We start from the raw sequence: 16,385 nt of genomic DNA on the forward strand, positions 1-16,385 counted from the left end.
GCGCGCACCGCCCGGCCGAACCGGGACGCCGAGTCCTGGTGGATCAGCACGGTCCTCTCCGAGAACCACCCCGGCGCCTCGATCGTGTCCTTGATGGGTGCCGTCAACAGTGTCGGGCTTGTGGCCACCGGACCGCGGGCCCCTACGCGGGAGTGGCGACGCCTCGCGGTCGTACGATCAAGAGGAGTCGTCGCCGTCGACGGACTCCGCCAGCGCAGTGACGGCTGCCGCCCCGTGCGCGTGCACCGGCGCCGGCCAGTTGAAGCCGGTCCGGCCGGAGACCTCGTGGTCCAGCACCGCGTTGAGGATCCGCAGGGAGGGGGCGGCCGCGCGGCCCGCCGTCCGTCCGGGCGCGAGTGAGGAGCCGTTCGTCGTCACCTCCGTACCAGAGCGACGCCGTACGCTCCGCCGCGAGCTGCACAGGGGCTCGGCAAGAGCCACGACGGGATCAGGCATGGCTCGCATCACAGCAGACGGGCGCCACCCGCCGGGGCCGAACGCAACCACCGCCAGGCGTAGGGGGCCGGGCATGTCACTCCATGCCGGTCGGTGCCCGCGGACCCGTCCCCCGGTACCGCGACCGGTTCACCTAGGTGTACCTGGACAGCCTTGAGCTGTGCGCCAGTTGGTTCCCTCTGCGAGGTGTCACCGCTTTGAGGGTGACGTCATCGCTTCCTTGCCGGGAGGTGCTCGGCGCTCTCATCGACGAAGCCACAGAGCCGGCTGACGCTCTCGCGATAGCTGTCCGGCGTGCTGTGGTGCTCCTTGCGGGGCGGTCCCTCGATCCACTGATGCCACAGGCCGTCCGCGGCCAGGAAGCGGGCTGCTTGATCGGCGCCGAGCTTGGCGTCGAGGTGGAGGAGCGCGCCGATGGCGGCCGGCTGGTCGTAGTAGAGGTCGGGGCGTCGCAGGTAGCGATCGAGGTAGGCAGCCAGCAGGTCCGCGTCGGCAGGGGTCGCGAACGTGGCGAAGGTGACGCAGTAGGCCGAGCCTGCGAAGCAGACCTCGCTGGCAAGCAGCATTTCGCCGAGGCGATCGCGGAACTCAGTTCTGCGGGCGACAGCGATGAGCCAGGCTGCGGTTTTGCGTTCGCGCCACCCGCCTTCGAGCAGGATGGTCAGCTCGCGGGGCGTGATCTCGGCGGCGGCCTCGCCGAGGTCCCGTATGAACATGATGCGTTCAGGCTCGGTCATGCGCCTGAGAGGACCGCCGAGCTTGAGGTAGCGCCTGCCGGGCGCGACGTAGCGGTGGATAAGAGCGAGCAGCTCAGGGTCCTCGTCGCCATAGCTCATTGCCGAATCCTGTCCTGGGCGAAGCCGTTCGACCAGCGTATTTCTCGGGACATGGTCGTGACGATCGATCTCCCGCTCCCGTCCGCGGTCTTCTTCGTCACCAACATCGAGTTCCAACCCCTCGCTCGAACGGCAGCCAGACAACGCGGCGGCCAAGGGCCGCATCGCCCGTAAGGAGATCTACGACGGCCTCCTGACCCTCCTCGACGAACAGGCCGGCCAACGGCATCATCCAGCGGCGGGACGCCAAAAACCCGTGTCCCGACAGCGCCACCAGTACAGGACAGTGCGATCGTCGGGCCACACGGCCAGCTGAATGCCTCTGGGCTCGAAGTGGTCGCGGTCCGGATCGACGGGGCGCCAGCTCGGGTCCAGGGGCTCGTCGTCCTCGGCCGGGCGGACGTGCCGCACGGACCGTTCCTCGCATGCGCCGAAAGCCTGGTAGTTCTCCTGGGCCTCGATCAGCGAGGGCCGGTTTGCTCCGCCTGAGTAGTCCGGCCAGCGAAGCTGGACCGCGTCGTCCTCCCAGAAGCAGACGGGACATATCTGAAACGAACCCGGCGGCTCATCCATCGTCAGACAGCCGCAGCACACGCAGGGATACCTCAGGATCACGCCCGACATCCTGTCCGACCCCACCGCGCGAACCAACTGATTTCCCGCCGGAATCGAGGGACACCGCGTAAGGGACCTGGTCACCCCTCGACTGCGGCCCACCGCCACCAAGCTCGGTCCAGGAGCTCATGCGGCTCATGGAGTTCCCGGATCTGGCTCGCAGATGCTGTACCACCTGGTGTGCCATCAGCCGAGCGTCGCCGATCTGGATCGTCCGTTGCGGGAGACAACGCTGGTGAACACGACTGCTGGCGAGGGCCGTCCCACACGCTGACGGCGCCAACTGCCCCGGAGCGACTTGCCTCCAGCCCAGGCGCTGGAGGCAAGTGTCCGGCAGTGGCTGCGCCGTGTGATCGTGAGCGGGTCCGATCGCGATCGTGGAGCACGATCAGACCGTCGCGAACCCCAGCACCAGCGGCGCCACGGCAAGGAGCATGACGGCGGCCGGGGTGGCGCTCCCCTTCTTGTCGCCTCCGCGGAGGTGCGTGATCACGGCGCCCAGGAAGTACAGGACGACACCGATCGCCGCCGCGATGCCCAACGGCCGGTAGGCGATGCCGGCGAGCAGTCCCAGAGCGCCCGCGATCTTGATCAGGCCGAGCGGCAAGAACCAACTGTCGGGCACCCCGAGCGCCGTGAGCCCCCCTGTGATCTTCGGGTCGCGGGTGATGTCGGGAACGGAAGAGAAGACCAGCACCAGGGACAGCACGACAGCGAGGACGTCATAGGCGATGAACACGCAGAGCTCCGGAGCATGAAGGGGACCGTCGATCGGTCCAGGAATTCAGGGCGACAGGAGACGAGCCGCGGTCATGTGCACTGCCCCGTGTCCGGGGCAGTGCACATGACCGCGGCCGAGGTGATCCTGGTGATGCCGCAACCCTGGCGCAGGGCCGACGACGGAAGGGCGGAGCCGACCTGGCCTCGCTCTTGCGTCCGTGGATGGTCAAGCGGGGTGTAGCGGAAGGGCGTTGAAGGTGCGGTCCCCGCCCACATACGGCGATTGGTTTCGGCCGGGTGGGGCGTGACGCGGGGTTCGGTGTCGGTGAGCTGGGTGAGGGGCTGTTCGGCGTTGTACTCGGGCCGACCGAGGTGGCAGATCCCGACCGGGGTTGTCGTCACCGGAATCCTGCCGCGCCTGGATCATCGACTTCGATATCCCGACATGGAACACAGGTCACCGGCTGAGGCGATCAGTTGGGCTGTTCGGCGTCCAGGAGTGCGAGGGCGTTGCGGATGCCCTGTTCGAGGAGTTGGTCGGCGAGTCGGCGGTCGGTCAGGGCGCGGGAGAGTTGCAGGGTTCCAGCCATCATGCCGAGGAGGCTGAGTGACTTCAGCCGCGCCGAGGACGGGTCGTGGGGGGCCAGGCGGGCGGCGAAGCCGTCGATGAGGACCAGTGCGCCGTCGGTGTACGCCTGCCGAGTGGGGTCGGTGGAGCGTGCGATCTCGTCGAGGAGGGCGGCGTTGGGGCAGCCGTCCTCGATGGTGTCGCGCTGCTGGGGTGAGAAGTACCAGCGGATCATCTGTTCGAGGCCGGCCCGGCCGGGTGCGGCTTGGGCGACGATGTTCGCGTGCTGGGTGCGCATCTGGTCGGCGACCGCGGTGGCGATGAGGTCGTCCTTGGAGTCGAAATAGGCGTAGAAGGTGCCGCCGGTCAGGCCCGCGTCCTTCATGAGCGTGGCGACCCCGGAGCCGTCGATGCCATCCCGTTTGAGCCGACGGCCGGCCGTCGTGATGATCCGCTGCCGGGTCTCCTGCTTGTGTTCTTTCGCGTACCGCACGATGTGTTCCTCCGTCACAGCCGGGGCTTGCGCCCCGGCCGCCGCTGGCCAGGTCAGTGAGCCGCGCCCGCAAGGAGAGCGGGGAAGTTGATCCTGGCGGTCTGCAGTTTCGCCTCGTGGGGTTCAGGGACCCCGCCGTCGGTGATGTAGATCCGGTCGCCGCGGACCGCGGTGGCGGAGGGCGAGGCGAGGCCGTCCGCGCTGGTCAGGACGGGCTTTCGGACAGGTTCGGGCACGCGAAAGGTGAGCGTCAGTTCGGCATCCGGTTGAACCTGCGGACGATGCGGTCGAAGATCCGGGCCGGAAGGACCCGGTGGAACACGCTGATGCTTGCGGCCGTCGAGCCGGCGGTGCGCCGCAGTTTCGGGTTCCGGTCGGTGGCCGCCGCGACGATCACCTTGGCCACGGTGGCGGGATCGTCGCCGCCGCTGGTGTTCTTCGCCAGCACCTCGTCGAAGGTGCGCCGCCCCGACGCGTAGAGCGGCAACGGAGTGTCGCCCTGCACGCTGTGGTCCCCGAACGGGGTGTTGATCGGACCGGGCTCGACGAGCAGGATCCGGACGCCGTGCTCGCGGACCTCATGGTCCATCGACCCGGAGTAGCCCTCGACCGCGTGCTTGGTCGAGGTGTAGATGGCCATGAACGGGCTGGGGACGAATCCGCTGAGGGAGGAGACGTTGATAACGCGTCCGCGTCGTTGCGTGCGCATGTGCGGCAGAACCGCCTTGGTCATCCGCATGACGCCGTAGACGTTGACGTCGAAGACCTCCTGCGTCCGGGCGACGGAGAACTCCTCTGCGGCTCCGTTGGCGCCGACGCCGGCGTTGTTGACCAGGACGTCGATGCGCCCGAAGCGGTCGATCACCTGCTTGACCACGGAGGCGACCGATTCGTCGCTGGTCACGTCGAGGTCGAGGTAGGTCACCCCGGCGGGCGCCGTGACTCGCGCGGTGTGTCGAGCGGTTCCGATCACCTCGAAGCCCGCCGCGGCGAAGGCGAGGGCGGTCTCCTTGCCGATCCCCGATGAGGCCCCTGTCACGAGCGCCACCGGCCGAGTTGTGGCCATCACGGTCTCCTCTGTTTTGCATTACGTTCGTATGTCTTACGTTCGTACGACCATAGAGTGGTCGTCGATCGATGGCAAGTGGTCACGCCCGGCGATCCGAGAAGGATCTGAGGAGGATCCGCAAACGTGGGTTACGGGAAAGATCACGAGCGGCCGAGGAGCAGGTGACCGAGACCGCCACGGTGGTCGTCGTGCCCGCCGCACTCATCGACGGCGACCTCGGCGCCGTCCTCACACGCCACGTCGGGCTCACTCCTCTTCCTGCACAGGCAGTCGGACCTTGTACGAGCTCTTGTGCCGGGGGCCCGTGCGGTGTCGCGGCCCGAAGCTGGAACAGTTGGCGTCGGGCGGTGCGTGAGGGTGGGCGGCTGCGCTGGAGCGCTGGTCTCGGCCGGTGAACGGCGCCCAGGCGCTGGGGTGCGGGTGCACGGTGTGCCGACGTGCGCGGTCCTGCGCTTTGACGTTCCGTGCATCGTCGAGACCACCAGGCGCCGGCGCATTTCGGCCGATCTGCCGCACATGACCACGGGTCCTGCTGAGCGGCTGGACAGTGCGGTCGACGAGCCTCGACCCGGCCACCCGCCGGTCGCCGGTGTCGAACAGGTCCGTGGCCGCCGCGGCAATCGCGGCGCCCGGCACCACGATCTGAGCCACTGCCCTGCCGACGCTCCCAACCCCGGATCGCCGTCGCCATGCCCTTCTCCTGCGGCATGTCTGCCTCCTGCGGTGGGGCATGGGTGCACTGATCACGCCCGACGCTACGGAGGAAGCGAGGAAAACGGATCCGTCACCGGGTCCGTCAAAATTTGGCCCGGTAGTTCAATTCGGGCTGCCAGGAGGGGCTGGAGGGGACAGCGGACCCTTGACGCTTCAAGCAAATAGGTCGACACGGACGGCGCCCGGAGCAGGCAACCCTTGACCGGATGCTTGACGGTGCTCGGCAGGGTAACGGGGCACGTGGCTGCGGCTGCGGACTTCACCGTCCTGCGCTACGGGGGCACTCACCTGGAGTCGGGGCTGACGTTGGCCGCACTGCACGAACTGGTGTGGCCGGTGAACGGCCGGCACCGCTCGGCCGACCGGCCGTGTACGGGCCGAAGGTTCGGCTGCGGATCGTGGCGACGGCCACCGGCACGCCATCGTCCGCAACGAGGCCGCTCCCCCGTTTAGTTGGAACTACGAAGGCCGCCCCCGCCAGACTGAGCACGAGAGCGCCGCCGTTGTGAAGGAACCGTGCCATGCCTGCTGACTCCGTCCTGCAGATCAAGGTCACTCTGGCCGATGTCCGCCCGCCGATCTGGCGACGGCTGCAGGTCCCGGCCGACCTCACGCTCGACCGACTGCACCTGGCGATCCAGACCGCGATGGGCTGGGAGAACTGCCACATGCACCTCTTCTCCACCCCGGCTGGCGACTACGGACGCCGCGACAGCGAGCTCGGCCACCGCGACGAACGCAAGGTCCCGCTCTGCGCGGTCGCACCCGCAGCCGGCGACAGGATCAGCTATACCTACGACTTCGGTGACGACTGGGTCCACCGCATCGAGGTGGAGAAAGCCCTGCCCAAGGAGCCCGGCACGGCCTATCCGCGCTGCCTGACCGGCCGCCGGGCCTGCCCGCCGGAGGACTGCGGCGGGCCCTGGGGTTACGCGAACTTCCTTGAGGCCATCGCTGACCCCGGGCATGAGGAGCACGACGAACTGCTGGAGTGGGTCGGTGGCGCCTTTGACCCCGGCCACTTCGACGCCGAGGACGTCAACAAGCGCCTTGCCACCCGATAGCCATCGGCGGAACTTCCGCGACTCGATCGTGAAGATCAGCGGGCATCGGCACCTGCTGCGTGGTCACAACCACGGCTTCCGCCACGTCGTACAGGAATTCTCTGGGGCCTGAAGACGTAGCGCGAAGCGGGCTTTGAGGACTGGACGCAGCTCAGCGCCGGCGCGTTCGACCGTGTCGGGGGCCACCAGCTGTGGCGCCAACGCTGGATCGGGTGATGGCGCCGTCCAGCGGATGGAATTTCCGTGAGCACTCTGGGCGCGCCATCGGCCTCACTCGCTGTCAGTTGCAGCCTTGTCGAAGGCCGACCCATGCGGGCGCTCGCTTTGTGGCAGACCGTCGACGACCAGGTCGCAGGAGTGCTCGACCGCGTCGTTGATCAGCCGCTTTGTGATGCCCCGCCCGGGCCCCAGCGAGCCCCCGTGTCTCTTGTCGAGATAGCGGCCCGGGGTGATCGAGGCGTGGCCGCGCTCCAGTGCCCGCGCGTGCTCGAGCTCGCACTTGACCGTGATGATCTGTTCGTCCGGGTCGTCGGTGACGATCAGGAACACCTTGTCCGCAACCTTGTACACGTCGAGTCCGGGGGTGAAGGGGCGGCTGTGGCTGAGGTCGGGCAGGGCCAGGGCCGCCTTGCGGGCGGTGTCCTGGAGCCGGTCACCGGCCGCGCTCATCGGGCCGCCCGTGTGCCGGTGCCGTAGGTGTGCGGGTCGACGGGCTGCTCGGCCTTGGGCAGGTGGGCCACGACGAGCCGGTAGGAGTCGATGACGAGTTCCCTGACGAGGCCCTTGTCGACGCCTTCTCCGCCCTCCAGCGTGATCCAGTGCTTCTTGTTCATGTGGTAGCCGGGGGTGATGTGGCTGTATTGCTCCCGCAGGGCGTGGGCCTCGGCGGGGTCCGCCTTGAGGATCACGACGGGCCGCCCGGGGACTTCGGTCATCAGCATGAACACCTTGCCTCGCACCTTGAAGACCTCCCAGTCCGGGCCGAAGGGATGTTCCAGCTGGGCTCCGGGAAGTTCCTCCGCGCACTCGGCGGCGCATGTCTGCAGAGTCGATCCGTTCAAGCGTGTTTCCTTCCTTGGGTGGTGGCGGGCAGGGGTGTGGGTCAAGGACGCCGACGGCACTCCCCATCCTTTCCAGCTTCACGGGCGAAACGGGGGTAAACTGCGGACACGTGATGGTCGGCAAGCGACACCCCGGGCAGTCTCCCCGCGTCGGACGCAGCGGGCAGGACGTTCGGGCCGCAGTTCCCCTCTACGGCTTCCAACCTCCGGTCGGCACTCCGTACGGCCTTGAGGTGAGTACCGTCGAGGACTTCTTCGCCGAGCACGACGACTGGCCGTGGAACCCGCCCCGTCCGGGCCGTGCCACCTTCCACTACCTCATCCTGGTCACCGAGGGTGAGCTGCTCCACGATGTCGACCACGTCACGCGGACCGTCGCCTGCGGCCAATGGCTGTGGGTCCGTCCCGGGCACGCACAGTGCTGGCATCCGCCGGGTGCCGTCCGCGGCTTGTTCATTCTGTTCGAGGCGGACGTACTGACATCCGACGCCGCCCGCCTGCTGGCCCCGCTCACCGCGCACGAGGCCCCTGCCGTACTGCGCCCGCACCCCGACGACGCGGCCTGGCTGCGGCAGACGGCGCTCCAACTCCTGGACGAACACCGTGCACTGGGGCGGCGCCGGCTCGATGTCCACCACGCCCTGCGGCGCAGCCTGCTCGAATCACTGCTGCTGCGCCTCGCCAACTCCCCGGATGTCGCCCCCACCGTCGCGGCTGCGGATGGCACGGGCCGCAGGGACACGTACGCACGCTTCGTGGACGCCCTGGAGCTGCACTTCCGGGAACTTCACCGGGCTGCGGACTATGCCGAGCTGCTCGGATGTTCGGTTCGCACCCTCAGCCGCGCGGCCCGGGACGCCGTCGACAAGGGGGTGCGTGAGGTCATCGACGAGCGGCGGCTGCTCGAAGCCCGGCGCCTGCTGGGAGGTGCCGGTTGGGATGCCCGGGCTGTCGCCGTCCAACTCGGGTTCACCGATCCCGCGAACTTCGGCCGCTTTTTCCGTGGCCACACCGGTCTCACCCCGGCCGCCTTCGCGGCCCGCGAAGCCAGGACCGGTATGTGAGGCGGGCGCGGCACCAGCCCGCGCTCCCAGGGCCGACCGATCTCGGGCCGCCGACGGCCACCACGGTCGGCCTGAGGGGGCGAGCGCCTCGCGCAGATGACGGGCGATGACGCTGTGAGAGCTGTCGGCGATCTGGTCCGGGGTGCCGGTGGCGGTGATGCGTCCGCCGCGCACGCCGCCGCCGGAACCGAGATCGATCACGACGTCGGTTTCGGCGTCCGTGTTGCCGTCCGCTCGGTGGCACTGGAGGTCTCCGCGCCAGGAGAGCAGCAGGCGCAGGCCGTTGAGCAATTCGATCGAGGTCCCGAACCTGCCGTGCACCTCCGGAATGCCGGGCTTCTGCCGCCGCGCGAGCGCGGCCGGCACATGCTCGACACCGTCAACGGCCGCGGGCGCGGCCTGGCTCAGACGGCGCCGAAAGTAGGCGGACAGGGCCTCCACAAAACGCCGGCACCCCTCCACGTACAACACACCGAGGGCGAGCAAGGACTTGCCCGACCCGCCGGCGCCGGCGATCGCCACGAGCTTGCCCAAGGCCCCCTGACGCCGATGCCCTTGAGGGCCAACTGGCGCTGAGCGTCACGGTGGCGTGGGACAGCATCAGATCGCTCATTCGTACGCGGTGTGCCCGAGCGGAACTTCGAGGCACCAGACTGCCCCCACCTCACCCCCTGAACCCTTATTGCGATTAATATGCAACAGCTTCTGATCATCATTAAGGGTGTGAGGTCCATGACGGTCCGTCGGATACGGACAGCCGCCGCCACGGCGGCGATACTCACCGGCGTCGCCGCCTGCTCGGCCCCCGGCAACAGCACAAGCAGTGGCAGCGCCGCCGACTCCGTCGTGATCGGGGTCGCCTCGGAGCCGGACACACTCAGTCCGCTGCTCGGCTACGGCAAGGACGGCAACTCGAAACTCTTCGACGGCCTGCTCGCCCGGGACACCGACCTGAAGCTGAGACCGGCGCTGGCGAAGACGCTGCCCGAGGTCGCCGACGACGGCCTCACCTACACCTACTCCCTGCGCGGCGGCGTGAAGTTCAGCGACGGCGAGCCTTTGACCTCGGCCGACGTGGTCTTCACGTACGACACCGTCCTCGACGCGAAGACCAACAACACCAACCGCAGCGAGCTGGACGCCATCAAGGACGTGCGCGCCGACGGCGACGACAAGGTGGTCTTCACCCTCAAGTACCCGTATGCGCCCTTCGCGGGGCGTACGGTGCTGCCGATCGTGCCCGAGCACATCGCGGGCAAGCAGGACCCCAACACCGGTTCCTTCAACACCGAGCCGGTCGGCACCGGCCCCTACCTGCTCGCCTCCTGGAGCAAGGGCGAGAAGCTCACCTTCAAGGCCAATCCCGACTACTGGGGCGGTGCGCCGAAGGTGAAGAAGGTGACCATGGCGGTCATCGAGGACGACGACGTCCGGGCCACCCGGCTGCGCTCCGGCGACCTCGACGGCGCGGTTCTGCCGCCCAACCTCGCCGCCACCTTCAAGAGCGACAGCGCGAAGAAGACGTACGACGCGAAGACCTACGACTTCCGCACGGTCACCCTCCCCCAGGAGAACAGGGTCACCGGCGACCGGGCCATCCGCCAGGCCCTGGACGCCGCCGTGGACCGGCAGGCCATGGTCGACAAGATCCTCGACGGCGCCGGCCGTCCGGCGTACGGGCCACTGCCCATCGACGATCCCTGGTTCGCGAAGGGCACCGAGCGCGAGCAGGATCTCCCCAAGGCCCAGCAGATCCTCGACCAGGCCGGCTGGAAGGCCGACGAGGACGGCGTACGTACCAAGGGCGGACAGCGCGCCTCGTTCACCCTCCTCTACCCCTCCGGCGACAAGGTCCGCCAGGACCACGCTCTCGCCTATGCCTCCGACGCCAAGAAGGCCGGTATCGAGGTGACGGTGGAGAGCGCCGCCTGGGAGGTCATCGAGCCGCGCATGAAGAACACCGCGGTCCTGGCCGGCTTCGGCAGCAACGGCGACCCCGACTACGGCCTCTACACGCTGCTGCACTCCTCCCTCGCCGGCGACGGCTTCAACAACATGGCCCGCTACGACAATCCGGTCGTGGACAAGGCACTCGACACCGGCCGCCACAGCTCGGACCAGGCGACCCGCAAGGCCGCCTACGACGGCCTCCAGCGCGAACTGGTGAAGAACCCCGGCTACACCTTCCTCATCCACATCGACCACGTCTACGTCCTCGCCGACCGCTGGACCGGTCTGACCACTCAGGTCGAGCCGCACGAGCACGGCTTCGCCTCCGGGCCGTGGTGGAACCTCGAAGCCTGGCAGCCGAAGAAATGAGGTCCACCCTTCCCTGGGGAGCGATGGCACGACTGGCGGGACGGCGGCTGCTGTTCACCGCCCCGATCCTCCTCGTCGTCACCTTCGGCGTCTTCGCGATCGCGGCCGCCTCCCCCTTCGACCCGGTCAAGGCATACGCCGGCACGGCCGCTCTGGGCGCGGACGCGGAGACCTTGGCCCGGCTGCGCGAGAACCTGGGCGTGGACCAGTCGTTCACCTCCCGCTGGTGGCACTGGCTCAGTGCCGCGCTCGGCGGCGACCTCGGGCAGTCCAGCGTGTTGCGGCAGCCGGTCGCCCAGGTCATCGGCGAACGCCTCGTCTGGTCCTCGCTGTTGTGCGCGGTCGCGTTCCTGGTGGCCGTGCTGACGGGCACGGTGCTGGGTGTGCTGGCGGCCCGGCGCCCGGGATCGGTGCTCGATCGAGCCGTGACGTCGCTGGCCTACTCACTGGAGGCGGCGCCCGTCTTCTGGCTCGCTCTGCTGGCCGTCTGGCTGTTCGCCCTCCAGTTGGGCGTGCTCCCGGCCGGCGGTCTCACCGACACGGCGAGCGAGCAGGTCACACCGGGGCAGGTGGCCAGCCACCTCGTGCTGCCTGCCGGAGTACTCGCCGTCTCCCAGCTGCCCTGGTTCACCTTGTACGTCCGCCAGGGTGTCGGCGACGCGCTCGCCGAGGACCCTGTACGTGGCGCCCGCGCACGGGGTTTGAGCGAACGCACCGTCCTGCTCGGCCATGCCCTGCGCTCCGGACTGCTGCCGGTCCTCACCCTGGTCGGCTCCCGGGTGCCCGAACTCATCACCGGCGCCCTGCTGGTGGAGAGCGTCTTCAGCTGGCCCGGTATCGCGGCGGCCACCGTGGAAGCGGCCACCGCCGTCGACTTCCCGCTCCTCGCCGCCCTGACGACCCTGGCCACCGCCGCGGTACTGGTCGGCAACCTCCTCGCCGACCTGCTCTACGGCCTGTTCGACCCGAGGGTGAAGTTCAGTGACATGTGAAGCGACAGGCGACGTGACAGGTGAACCGACGGCCGAGCCCGTCTGGCGGTCGTACGGCACGAGCCGCCGCTCCACCAGGACGCTGCGGGTGCGGACCTCGCTGGCCCTGATCGGTTTCACCGTCCTCGCCGTACTCCTCGTGCCACCGCTGGTGCAGCTCGACCAGCAGGCGGTCGACCTGGGCGCGAAGCTGCTGCCCCCGAGCTGGTCGCACCCCTTCGGCACCGACGACCTCGGCCGGGACCTGCTCCTGCGCTGCGTCTACGGCCTACGTGTGTCCTTGCTGGTCGGGGTCGCGGCGGCCCTCACGGCGACCGTGATCGGCACGGCCGTCGGGGCGACCGCCGGGGCGTTGGGCGGCTGGGTCGACCGGGGCGTCATGCGGGTGGTCGACACGGTCGCCTCCGTGCCGCACCTGCTGCTGGGCATCTTCATCGTGGCCATGTTCCGGCCCGGCGTGTGGCCGGTGGTGGTGTCGGTCGCGCTCACCCACTGGCTGTCCACCGCCCGGATCGTCCGCGCGGAGGTGCTGTCGCTGCGCTCCCGCCCCTACCTCGACGCCGCCGTTTCCGGTGGCGCGTCCCGGTGGCGGGTGACGGTACGGCATCTGCTGCCCGCCGTGCTGCCGCAGGCCGCGCTGGCCGCCGCCCTGATGGTGCCGCACGCCATGTGGCACGAATCGGCACTGTCGTTCCTCGGCCTCGGCCTGCCCACGCACATGGCCAGCCTCGGCAACCTCATCCAGGGCGCCCGGGGCTCGCTGCTGGCCGGACAGTGGTGGCCCACCGTCTTCCCTGGCCTGTTCATCATCGTCCCCACCCTCGCCATCGCCGGCCTCGCCGGAGCCTGGCGGGAGCGGATCAATCCCCGCCGCCGATCGGAGCTGATGCTGTGACCGACCGAACCCCGATCCTGTCGGTACGCGGACTGTCCGTGCGCTTCCTCATGCCGGGCGGGCGCCGCATCGCCGCCGTCACCGACGCGCACTTCGACGTGGCCGCCGGCGAGTGTCTCACCCTGATCGGCGAGAGCGGCTGCGGCAAGTCGGTCCTCGCCTCCGCCCTGCTCGGCCTGCTGCCCGCCAACGCCCAGGCCGCGGGCGAGGCCCGCCTCGGCCACCTGGACCTGCTCACCGCCGACGAACGGACGCTCGCGCGGAAGGTACGAGGCCGCCTGATCGGGCTCATCCCGCAGAGCCCTGCCGCGCACCTCACGGCCGTGCGCACCGTCCGCTCCCAACTGGAGGAGACGGTCAAGGCCTTGGCCGACACTCGAGGGCGGGCTGCCGTCCGATCCGCGGCCGAGGCCGCCGCCCAACGCGCCGCCTTTCCCGCCGGCCACCTCGACCGCCACCCGCACGAACTCTCCGGCGGCCTCGCCCAGCGCGCCGCCACCGCCCTCGCCCTCGTCGGCGGCGCGCCCCTGCTGCTGGCCGACGAGCCCACCACCGGCCTCGACCGCGACCTGGTGGACCACACCGTCGACGAACTACGCCGCCACGTCGACACCGGCCATCGGGCCCTGCTCGTGATCACCCACGACCTCGCGGCCGCCGAGCGCATCGCCGACCGGGTGGCCGTCATGTACGCGGGCCGGATCGTCGAACTCACCGACGCACAAACGTTCTTCGGCCCCCCGGGCCCCCGCCACCCCTACAGCCGGGGCCTCCTGCGGGCCCTCCCCGACCGCGCCTTCACTCCGATCCCCGGCATGCCGCCCGAACTCGGTGACCTCCCCGACGGCTGCGCCTTCGCACCACGCTGCGAGCGGGCCACCGACGCCTGCGCCGCGCTCCCGGCGACGACCGCAGGCATCGCCTGCCACCACCCGCACGTGACGGAGGGCCTCCTTGCTTGAACTGCGCGACATCACCGCCGGATACGACAGGAGAGCCCCCGTCGTCCGCAACGCCACCCTGACCCTCGCACCCGGTGACGCCGTCGGCCTGCTGGGCCCCAGCGGCTGCGGCAAGTCCACTCTCGCGCGCGTGGCGGGACTGCTGCACCGCCCCGACGCAGGCACTGTGATGCTCGACGGCGCACCCGTACGCCGTTGGCGCCACCGCGCCCCGCGGGCCCAGCGCACCGCCATCGGCGTCGTCTTCCAACAGCCCCGGCTCGCTGCCGACCCCCGGCTGCGGCTCAGCAACCTGATTGCCGAGCCCCTGCGTGCCACCGGCCGCCGCGACGAAATACCGCAGCGGCTCGCTGAATTGGTCCCGTCCGTCGGTCTCACCGCCGACCTCCTGGACCGCCGCCCGCACGAAGTCAGCGACGGCCAGCTCCAACGCGCCTGCCTCGCCCGCGCCCTGGTCCTGCGCCCTCGCTGGCTGATCTGCGACGAGATGACCGCGATGCTCGACGCCTCCACCGCCGCCGCCCTGGTGGCAGCCGTCGAGGACTACCGCGCTGCCACGGGCGCCGGACTGCTCGCTGTCGGCCACGACCACGTACTCCTGGGCCGCTGGTGCGACCGCACCGTCCACTGGGAGAAACTGATCGCCGCGGAACGTGGAGAGTGAGGGAATGCAGTCCACGACGATCAAGCGGGCCGTTGCGCAGGACGCAGAGCGCCTCACCAGGCTGATCCAGAACTCCGGTGCCTACCGGGGAACCTACGCCTCGATCATCGCCGGTTACCAGGTCACCGCTGACTACATCACCCGTCACCGGGTCTTCGTGGCCGTCGATGCGGTCGAACGACTACAGGGCTTCTACGCCCTGACACTGGAGCCACCGGAGCTGGACCTGGCGTTCGTGGCGGATGACGTTCAGGGAAGTGGTGTCGGCCGACTCCTCATCGAGCACATGATCGCTCAGGCCAGGGCGGCCGGCCTGACCGAGGTGCGGGTGGTCTCCCATCCCCCGGCCGAAGAGTTCTACCGACGCCTGGGCGCCGAGCGGGTGGGGACAGTCGCCCCCTCACCACCGAAAGTCCACTGGGAGCGTCCCGAGTTGCGGTTCACCACTACCTGAGGCCACGCAACAGCCCTCGCGTCAGCCACAGCAGCAGGAAAGCCCCCGCAGGCATCGGGCCTGCGGAAGCCGTCCGTTGTACCGCCTGCCACCGGGATCGTGGATGACCGGACCCCGCAGACACGCGGCAGGACGAGCGCCCACCGCGGGCCGTTCGTCGCTGCGGAGCGCAGCATGAACCAGCGCGCCGGGGCTCCGAACGGCAACGCGATGTCTCCGCAGCGGTAGCACCGTCACGGCGAGTTCCCGCCACTCCACCCACACCAGGCCCCGTCCTTCGCCGACGAGGAACGACAGCGGCCGGCGTTGGCCGCCCCCGCACACCGAGCTGCGGCTGGCCACCTACGCCGCCCCCGCCACAGCGGATCGCCAAGGTCGACCACTTCGGCTGGGGTGTCCTGTACCTGGGGAAGACCGGCCTCGCCTCGATACCCGCGAACGGCCAGAAGGCCAAGTACCAGCTCATGCGCGAGGCTGCCGCGGCCGGTCAGTTCGCCTGCGCCCGCATCGCCGTCCACCGCCTCGGTTGACCGCGGCGGACTCCGTCCTCAGATGCAGCCGGTCTCGCATATTGCGCAGGTCTGGTCACCGGTTCGCAACGGACGACGTCGCGGTGATCGAAAGCGCCGCGGTGTGGCTGAATATGGTCTCTCCAGCTCACGCGGCTGCGCAGGCAGCCGCTGCCACCACCTTGGGGGACACATGATGATCACGCATCGCCGCAGACGGATCGCGTTCCAGACACTCGCCCTGAGTGCATGGGCAGCCGGCGTCCTGGCGCTCACCGCCTGCTCCCCCACATCCTCCGATGCGGAGGGCTCGGCGGCGGCCGCCACTCCCTCACCGGCCAAGGGTGAGAAGAGCACCGAGGCGACCGCGTCCGCCAACGCGCTGCCCGCGGGGAAGGTCTCGCCGTCGCCCGCCGGCAAGGTGCCCTCTCCCCCGGCATCCGCGACAGCTCCGGCGGCATCGGCCGTGGGCTCGCCGGCTGCCGCCGGGACCGGTGGCGAGGACGATGGCTGCGACCACAAGATGCCCATCTCACCCGACGAGATCGCCGTCTACCGCTACACGCCCGAGGGCGGGTCCCTGAGCCTGATCATCCGGCACGGCAACTGGGGCTGCGGCACACCGGATTCCGACGGAGCACCGTTCGAGACAGTCGGCAAGGAAACCTACCTGCCCCTGGATCAGGCCGCGTCCATCACCGTCACCGACCCCATCGTGGCGAGCACCGAGAACCAGCCCATCGGTGTCCAGGAGTTCCTGGACTGGCTGGAAGCACACCCCGACAGTGGCCTGGTTTTCCAGTACCACCTCGGTGCGGACGGAGCCATCGACCACCTTGAGCAGATCTTCACGCCCTGACGCGGACGGGTCTCCCACTCGCACACCCGCCGCCAGGGCCAAGGAGGAACTCTCCCGCCGCGGTACGACAA

The 16,385-nt window shown here is 69.5% G+C and carries 19 protein-coding genes; 10 read left to right on the forward strand and 9 right to left on the reverse strand.

What is annotated here, in order from left to right; all coding sequences use genetic code 11:
• Positions 1-177: 177 nt before the first annotated feature.
• From ACWD3I_RS40810 to ACWD3I_RS40840, 7 genes are all read right to left on the reverse strand, one after another.
• Positions 178-378, reverse strand: a complete 201-nt coding sequence (locus ACWD3I_RS40810) for a hypothetical protein (protein WP_365399977.1) — start codon at positions 376-378, stop codon at positions 178-180.
• A 287-nt stretch (positions 379-665) separates the two neighbouring features.
• Positions 666-1,292, reverse strand: coding sequence for a DUF6000 family protein (locus ACWD3I_RS40815; protein ID WP_365399974.1), 627 nt, complete (start codon positions 1,290-1,292; stop codon positions 666-668).
• Positions 1,293-1,520: 228 nt separating this feature from the next.
• A complete protein-coding gene (locus tag ACWD3I_RS40820) occupies positions 1,521-1,916 on the reverse strand; it encodes a CPCC family cysteine-rich protein (RefSeq protein ID WP_365399971.1) in 396 nt (131 codons plus the stop codon).
• Positions 1,917-2,295: 379 nt separating this feature from the next.
• Positions 2,296-2,646 carry a DoxX family protein gene (locus tag ACWD3I_RS40825; protein ID WP_365399968.1) on the reverse strand — a complete coding sequence of 117 codons (351 nt, stop codon included), beginning with the start codon at positions 2,644-2,646 and terminating at the stop codon, positions 2,296-2,298.
• 454 nt (positions 2,647-3,100) lie between these two features.
• Entirely contained in the window at positions 3,101-3,691 is a 591-nt protein-coding gene (locus ACWD3I_RS40830) for a TetR/AcrR family transcriptional regulator (RefSeq protein WP_365400108.1), read from the reverse strand.
• A gap of 50 nt (positions 3,692-3,741) precedes the next feature.
• The gene (locus tag ACWD3I_RS40835) at positions 3,742-3,924 is read right to left on the reverse strand and encodes a hypothetical protein (RefSeq protein ID WP_365399965.1); all 183 of its coding nucleotides are present in this window, start codon (positions 3,922-3,924) and stop codon (positions 3,742-3,744) included.
• 14 nt (positions 3,925-3,938) lie between these two features.
• Complete coding sequence (locus tag ACWD3I_RS40840; protein ID WP_365399962.1) at positions 3,939-4,754, reverse strand: oxidoreductase; 816 nt, start codon at positions 4,752-4,754, stop codon at positions 3,939-3,941.
• A 1,238-nt stretch (positions 4,755-5,992) separates the two neighbouring features.
• Here ACWD3I_RS40840 and ACWD3I_RS40845 point away from each other — a divergent pair.
• Positions 5,993-6,535 carry a plasmid pRiA4b ORF-3 family protein gene (locus ACWD3I_RS40845; RefSeq protein ID WP_365399959.1) on the forward strand — a complete coding sequence of 181 codons (543 nt, stop codon included), beginning with the start codon at positions 5,993-5,995 and terminating at the stop codon, positions 6,533-6,535.
• 270 nt (positions 6,536-6,805) lie between these two features.
• Here the strand turns inward: ACWD3I_RS40845 and ACWD3I_RS40850 are convergent, their stop codons facing one another.
• Positions 6,806-7,204 (reverse strand): MmcQ/YjbR family DNA-binding protein, encoded by a 399-nt coding sequence (locus ACWD3I_RS40850; RefSeq protein ID WP_365399956.1) that lies wholly within the window; start codon positions 7,202-7,204, stop codon positions 6,806-6,808.
• Entirely contained in the window at positions 7,201-7,596 is a 396-nt protein-coding gene (locus tag ACWD3I_RS40855) for an MmcQ/YjbR family DNA-binding protein (RefSeq protein ID WP_365399953.1), read from the reverse strand. Before ACWD3I_RS40855 ends, ACWD3I_RS40850 begins: the two co-directional genes overlap by 4 nt.
• A gap of 233 nt (positions 7,597-7,829) precedes the next feature.
• Here ACWD3I_RS40855 and ACWD3I_RS40860 point away from each other — a divergent pair, with 233 nt between their 5' ends.
• The 9 genes from ACWD3I_RS40860 to ACWD3I_RS40900 all read left to right on the forward strand — a co-directional run bounded on the left by ACWD3I_RS40860 (position 7,830) and on the right by ACWD3I_RS40900 (position 16,314).
• Positions 7,830-8,660: a helix-turn-helix domain-containing protein gene (locus ACWD3I_RS40860; RefSeq protein WP_365399950.1), complete on the forward strand. Its 831-nt coding sequence runs from the start codon at positions 7,830-7,832 to the stop codon at positions 8,658-8,660.
• A 96-nt stretch (positions 8,661-8,756) separates the two neighbouring features.
• Complete coding sequence (locus ACWD3I_RS40865; RefSeq protein ID WP_365399947.1) at positions 8,757-9,236, forward strand: hypothetical protein; 480 nt, start codon at positions 8,757-8,759, stop codon at positions 9,234-9,236.
• A 156-nt stretch (positions 9,237-9,392) separates the two neighbouring features.
• A complete protein-coding gene (locus ACWD3I_RS40870) occupies positions 9,393-10,979 on the forward strand; it encodes an ABC transporter substrate-binding protein (RefSeq protein WP_365399944.1) in 1,587 nt (528 codons plus the stop codon).
• A gap of 23 nt (positions 10,980-11,002) precedes the next feature.
• Positions 11,003-11,971, forward strand: coding sequence for an ABC transporter permease (locus ACWD3I_RS40875; protein WP_365399941.1), 969 nt, complete (start codon positions 11,003-11,005; stop codon positions 11,969-11,971).
• Positions 11,972-11,984: 13 nt separating this feature from the next.
• Positions 11,985-12,866 carry an ABC transporter permease gene (locus ACWD3I_RS40880; protein WP_365399938.1) on the forward strand — a complete coding sequence of 294 codons (882 nt, stop codon included), beginning with the start codon at positions 11,985-11,987 and terminating at the stop codon, positions 12,864-12,866.
• Positions 12,863-13,828, forward strand: coding sequence for an ABC transporter ATP-binding protein (locus ACWD3I_RS40885; RefSeq protein ID WP_365399935.1), 966 nt, complete (start codon positions 12,863-12,865; stop codon positions 13,826-13,828). Before ACWD3I_RS40880 ends, ACWD3I_RS40885 begins: the two co-directional genes overlap by 4 nt.
• Positions 13,821-14,492 carry an ABC transporter ATP-binding protein gene (locus ACWD3I_RS40890; RefSeq protein ID WP_365399932.1) on the forward strand — a complete coding sequence of 224 codons (672 nt, stop codon included), beginning with the start codon at positions 13,821-13,823 and terminating at the stop codon, positions 14,490-14,492. Before ACWD3I_RS40885 ends, ACWD3I_RS40890 begins: the two co-directional genes overlap by 8 nt.
• A 4-nt stretch (positions 14,493-14,496) precedes the next feature.
• Positions 14,497-14,946 carry a GNAT family N-acetyltransferase gene (locus tag ACWD3I_RS40895; protein ID WP_365399928.1) on the forward strand — a complete coding sequence of 150 codons (450 nt, stop codon included), beginning with the start codon at positions 14,497-14,499 and terminating at the stop codon, positions 14,944-14,946.
• A 705-nt stretch (positions 14,947-15,651) separates the two neighbouring features.
• The gene (locus ACWD3I_RS40900; RefSeq protein ID WP_365399925.1) at positions 15,652-16,314 is read left to right on the forward strand and encodes a hypothetical protein; all 663 of its coding nucleotides are present in this window, start codon (positions 15,652-15,654) and stop codon (positions 16,312-16,314) included.
• The last annotated feature ends 71 nt before the right edge of the window (positions 16,315-16,385 follow it).

Source organism: Streptomyces sp. NPDC002817 (assembly GCF_053592055.1).

What these genes read in the sequence shown, in the direction of transcription:
- ACWD3I_RS40815 (WP_365399974.1), bottom strand. Translation starts at nt 1,292, where the DNA reads ATGAGCTATGGCGACGAGGACCCTGAGCTGCTCGCTCTTATCCACCGC.
- ACWD3I_RS40820 (WP_365399971.1), bottom strand. Translation starts at nt 1,916, where the DNA reads ATGTCGGGCGTGATCCTGAGGTATCCCTGCGTGTGCTGCGGCTGTCTG.
- ACWD3I_RS40840 (WP_365399962.1), bottom strand. Translation starts at nt 4,754, where the DNA reads ATGGCCACAACTCGGCCGGTGGCGCTCGTGACAGGGGCCTCATCGGGG.
- ACWD3I_RS40845 (WP_365399959.1), top strand. Translation starts at nt 5,993, where the DNA reads ATGCCTGCTGACTCCGTCCTGCAGATCAAGGTCACTCTGGCCGATGTC.
- ACWD3I_RS40850 (WP_365399956.1), bottom strand. Translation starts at nt 7,204, where the DNA reads ATGAGCGCGGCCGGTGACCGGCTCCAGGACACCGCCCGCAAGGCGGCC.
- ACWD3I_RS40865 (WP_365399947.1), top strand. Translation starts at nt 8,757, where the DNA reads ATGACGGGCGATGACGCTGTGAGAGCTGTCGGCGATCTGGTCCGGGGT.
- ACWD3I_RS40870 (WP_365399944.1), top strand. Translation starts at nt 9,393, where the DNA reads ATGACGGTCCGTCGGATACGGACAGCCGCCGCCACGGCGGCGATACTC.
- ACWD3I_RS40875 (WP_365399941.1), top strand. Translation starts at nt 11,003, where the DNA reads ATGGCACGACTGGCGGGACGGCGGCTGCTGTTCACCGCCCCGATCCTC.
- ACWD3I_RS40895 (WP_365399928.1), top strand. Translation starts at nt 14,497, where the DNA reads ATGCAGTCCACGACGATCAAGCGGGCCGTTGCGCAGGACGCAGAGCGC.
- ACWD3I_RS40900 (WP_365399925.1), top strand. Translation starts at nt 15,652, where the DNA reads ATGATCACGCATCGCCGCAGACGGATCGCGTTCCAGACACTCGCCCTG.